Origin of the sequence: Kribbella sp. VKM Ac-2566, from assembly GCF_004366005.1 — a bacterium.
GTDB lineage: Bacteria > Actinomycetota > Actinomycetes > Propionibacteriales > Kribbellaceae > Kribbella > Kribbella pratensis.
Window position 1 is genome coordinate 284676 of the sequence record NZ_SODT01000014.1, and the last position, 4342, is coordinate 289017.

Genomic DNA, 4342 nt, shown 5'->3' on the forward strand with positions numbered 1-4342 from the left:
CCCAGCGATGCGGCCCAGCGATGCGGCCCAGCGATGCGGCCCAGCGATGCGGCCCAGCGATGCGGCCCAGCGATGCGGCCCAGCGATGCGGCCCAGCGATGCGGCCCAGCCATGCCGCCGGGTCATGCGGCCGGGCCGATGGGGGATGGTGAGTCCGACTGGCGTGCTGGCTTCAGCACGGTGGCGGGTCGTGAGCTGCCTGCCGAGGGCCGGCAATGGTATTTGCCGGCGACGGCGTTGCCCGTGAGAGGGCGTCGTCGGCCTCGTCCTCGTCTTGGAGCACGAGCAGCGTCGCGGGGCGGCCGGTGTGGTTCTGGGGCTGCTGGCGCCGGTGATGGCGTGCCTTCAGAGTGATGGCGTGCGCCCGGCCCAGCCATGCGGCCGGGTCACGCGGCCCAGCTATGCGGCCGGGTCATACGGCCGGGTCACGCGGCCGGGTCACGCGGCCGAGTCACGCGGCCGGGCCGGGCGAACGGGCCGACGGCGGTTGGTGAGTTCTGGCTGGCGGTGCTGGTCAGAAGGGTGGCGGGTCGTGAGCTGCCTGCCGGGGGCCGGTGGTGGGATGTGTCTCGGGTTGTTGGGTGATGGGGCCGCGGGCGGGCGGAACGGTGGTGTAGCGGTGACCGGTGGGCGTGGTGAGGGTGATCGACCCGTCGGGGTGGCTGGTGGTGGTCCAGCCCCAGGCGGGGGTGTCTTTGATGACGTGGTGATATTCGCAGTACGGCGCCATCCCGGACAGACTCGTGCGCCCGGACTGGGTGAAGGGGGTGAGGTGGTCGCGGTCGCAGTCGCGGGAGGTGCGGTTGCAGCCGGGCCAGGCACACACGGGGTGGCGGGCGAGCAAAGTTTCGGTCACCAACGCACCGGGGTCGTGGCGGGTGGTGGAGGCTTCGAGGACGGTGCCGTTGGTGGGGTCGGTGAGGAGTCGTCGCCAGGTGCCGTCGGTGGCGATGCGGCGGGCCAGGTCGGCGGGGATGGGTCCGTAGCCGGTGAGTTCGGCGGGGTCATTGTCGAGGCCGAGCAGGGTTGAGGCGGGGACGACGACCTCGATGTGGGGGCGGCGGCGGTGCTGGTCGGGCAGCCGCCGGCCGAGCCAGTCCAGCCCGTTGCGCAGGATGTGCTCGAACAGATCCGCAGCCACATCCGCACGCCGCTGCTCGACGGTACGGGTGTCCTTCCCGGCACCGGCATCAGCACCCGCACCAGCGCCGGCGCCTGCATCAGCATCCACGCCAATATCCGTACCAGCGCCGGCACTCACCTCAGCACCCGCATTGGAACCCGCACTGGCGGTGGTGCCGGTGGCGGTGATGTCGTCGGGGGTGGCCGAATCGGGATCGGGTCTGGCGTGCGGGGATGGGCCGGCGTCCGCGGGGGCCGGCGGTCCGGGATCCACGGACGCGCCGAGCGGCGCCGTTGCGGCGTTGCCTGTGGGCGCTGAGTCGTTGGCTTGAGGTGCAGCAGTGGCGCTGAGAGTGCCGCCGCCTGGGACGTCGGCTGTATCGCCACCGGGGACCGCGTTGCCAGCGTTGCCCGTCGTACCCGTGTCGCCGGCGGTGCCTGCGTTGCCCGTCGTGCCGGCGGCGCCGGTCGTGCCTGTGTCGGCGTCGGGGCTGTCGTCGGCGTCCGCAGTGGTGGTGTCGGCCGTGGCGTGGACGTTGGCGTCGGTGGCGGTGTCGGCGGTGGTGTCGGTGATGGGGCCGGCTGCAGGCGCGGCTTCGTCGGTGGTGGGGTTGGTGGTAGGGGTGCTGCGTTTGGCGAGGGTGCTCATGGCTTGGAGGGTGACCCACATCTGCTGGATCTTGTCGGCGGTGTGCACGATCCACAGCCCGGCCATGCCGTTGGCCAGCGGGACGATCTTGCAGGTGCGCTCGGCCACCGCGGCGCGGTGATCGTCGGTCGCTTGCGCGGTGGTGTGTTTGGCGACCTGGCGGCGCAGCGACTCTGACAGGTTGCGGTGGGTCTGCTTCGCGGCACGTTTCAGCACATGGGCCTGCACCGCCCGGGCCGCGTCATCGGGCAGGTCGCTGGTGGCCTCGGAGATCGCCAGCGCCTTGCCCCAGGTCAGCGCGCCGCAGCGCAGGCCCGAATAGGTGGCCGACAGGGACGACGTCAGCCGCAGCGCGGTGTCGACCCGTCGGCCCACGGTGTTCGGGGACAGGCCGAGGGCCAGGGCGATCTCGCCGTGCCAGGACCGCTCGGGGTCGATCGGGCGGCCCTTGGAATCGAGCTGGGTCGGGCGGGGCGACTCGCGGTGTTCGGCGCGGCGCTGCCGGACGAACGACGCCGTCGCACTGGTCTTGATCGCCTCTCCCCAGCTGATCAGCCGGTCCGCGGCCTTCATCAACTCGATCAGCGCCATCGGCGACATCGCCTCCGGCCGGGTCACCTCCAACGCGGCAGCCAGCGCACCGCCGGGCGGCAGGAACGCCCAGGCCGGCGCCTCCCGGCGCAGCATCTCCCGCTCGGCGGCGTCCTGCTCGACCCCGTCCCACTCCTGCCACTCCAACTCATCGACACGGGAGTAGCGGTTCCGGCCCAGCAGCTCGTCGAGTTCGGCATCCAACTGGTCCTGCTCGCTGACCACCGCAGGGCCGCCGGGGAGCTCGGGATCGGTCGGGTAGACAAGGTCGTCCGGCACGTAGTCATCGGCGAGCGGCTCGTCATCCCAACCGCTCCATGGAGACCGCCTGACCGCCCCAGTGGGGGTGGAGTCGATCATGGCCGCCTGGTCAGGAGCCGGAGCCGTTGAGGCGCGGACAGGGGAGGCAGCCCGGCAGCCGCTCGCTGGTGCACTCCGGTCCGGCCGGTTAGCCGGCCCACCGAGGCGGGTGTGGAGATCGTCGACGAACCGTTCTGCCCGTTCTGCTGGGGCGGTCGCGGTCTGGGGGAGGTCGTGCGCGACCAGGGTCCCGGCCGCCCCGGATGGGGAGAGGGCGACGGTCGCGGTGGGCGCTCCCGGCTCGGCGGGGACCTGGTGGTCGGCGCCGAGGTGGGTGCCCGGGATTCCGCTCATGCACCTACATTAGAACATGTGTTCGATTACTCCAAATCATCGGATCCCTTCACCGGATCCCAGGCCGCCGGAGCGGTCGTGGTCGCTGTGACGGTTGGGGCTCTCCAGGCAACGAATGCAGGAGTGCGAGTCGGGTCGTCGATACCGTCGTCCGTGGACCGGACACGAGCCATGCGAGCCACCGCAATGTCGGCCGCCCGCGGGATCAGGGTTTGGGGTCGGGGGTTCGGATGTTCATTCGTTCGCCGGGTCTTGCGAAGATGCTGAGGATCTCCGAGGGCCCCTCGCCGGTGCTGCCGAACCAGTGCGGCACGTGGGTGTCGAACTCGGCGACCTCGCCGGGGCCGAGGACCCAGTCCCGTTCGCCGAGGACGAATCGCAGGTGCCCGGACAGGACGTAGATCCACTCGTGACCGTCGTGGGCCCGCGGTTCCGGGATGATCTTGCTGGTCGGGATGACGATCTTCCAGACCTGCATGCCGTCGGGCTGCCGGGTGAGTGGGATGACCGTCCGTCCCTTGACGCGGCCGGGCTTGAGGCGAATGCGTGGGTCGCCGACCTCGGGCGCGCCGACGAGATCGTCCAGGGGCACCCGGTAGGCCTGCGACAGCGCAAGCAGCAGCTCCAGGGTCGGTCGCCGCTGTCCGGTCTCGAGTCGCGAGAGCGTGCTCTTCGAGATGCCGGTCGTGGCCGCCAGACCGGTCAGGGTGATACGGCGCTGGGTGCGAACCCGCTTCAGCCTGGGCCCAACCTGCTCGAGCACCGCGGCGATCTCCGATGAGGTGTCTTCCACGACCTCATCACACTGCGCATTCCCGGAAACAGCAACGACCGTAGGTGAGAGATCGACGGTGCTTCAGCCTGATGGACATGAGTCAGTACGACGTGGTGGTCATCGGCGGAGGCGCCGCCGGACTGTCCGCCGCCCTGGTCCTGTCAGGCGCTCACCGCAAGGTTCTCGTGGTCGATGCCGGCACGCCCCGCAATACCCCGGCCGTCCACCCGCACGGGTACCTGTCGCGTAACGGCTTCCCGCACAGCGAACTGCTGGAGCTCGGACGGGACGAAGTCGGGAGGTACGGCGGTGGCGTCCTCACCGGCACCACCACCGAACTGGTGGCCGATGGCAACAACGGCTTCTGGGGCCGCCTCGTCGACGGGCGGGGAGTCTTGGCGGGTCGGATGGTGGTGGTTGCTGGGGTGTGTGTCGGGCTGCGCGTTGTTGGCGGGTGGCGTGTCTTGGCGGGTCGGGTGGTGGTGGTTGCTGGGGTGTGTGTCGGGCTGCGCGTTGTTGGCGGGTGGCGGGTGTTGGCGGGTCGGGTGGTG

General features: G+C 70.8%; 3 protein-coding genes. 1 reads left to right on the plus strand and 2 read right to left on the minus strand.

Translation table 11 applies throughout. The features are described 5' to 3' along the window. Positions 1-514: 514 nt before the first annotated feature. A complete protein-coding gene (locus EV647_RS43550) occupies positions 515-3016 on the minus strand; it encodes a DUF222 domain-containing protein (RefSeq protein ID WP_134010871.1) in 2502 nt (833 codons plus the stop codon). A 205-nt stretch (positions 3017-3221) separates the two neighbouring features. Then, entirely contained in the window at positions 3222-3809 is a 588-nt protein-coding gene (locus tag EV647_RS35260) for a helix-turn-helix domain-containing protein (RefSeq protein ID WP_134010873.1), read from the minus strand. A 77-nt stretch (positions 3810-3886) separates the two neighbouring features. Between EV647_RS35260 and EV647_RS42690 the strand changes: the two genes are divergently transcribed. Then, the coding region (locus tag EV647_RS42690) for an FAD-dependent oxidoreductase (protein ID WP_238177558.1) at positions 3887-4342 on the plus strand (456 nt) is incomplete at its 3' end.

What these genes read in the sequence shown, in the direction of transcription:
- EV647_RS43550 (WP_134010871.1), bottom strand. Translation starts at nt 3,016, where the DNA reads ATGAGCGGAATCCCGGGCACCCACCTCGGCGCCGACCACCAGGTCCCC.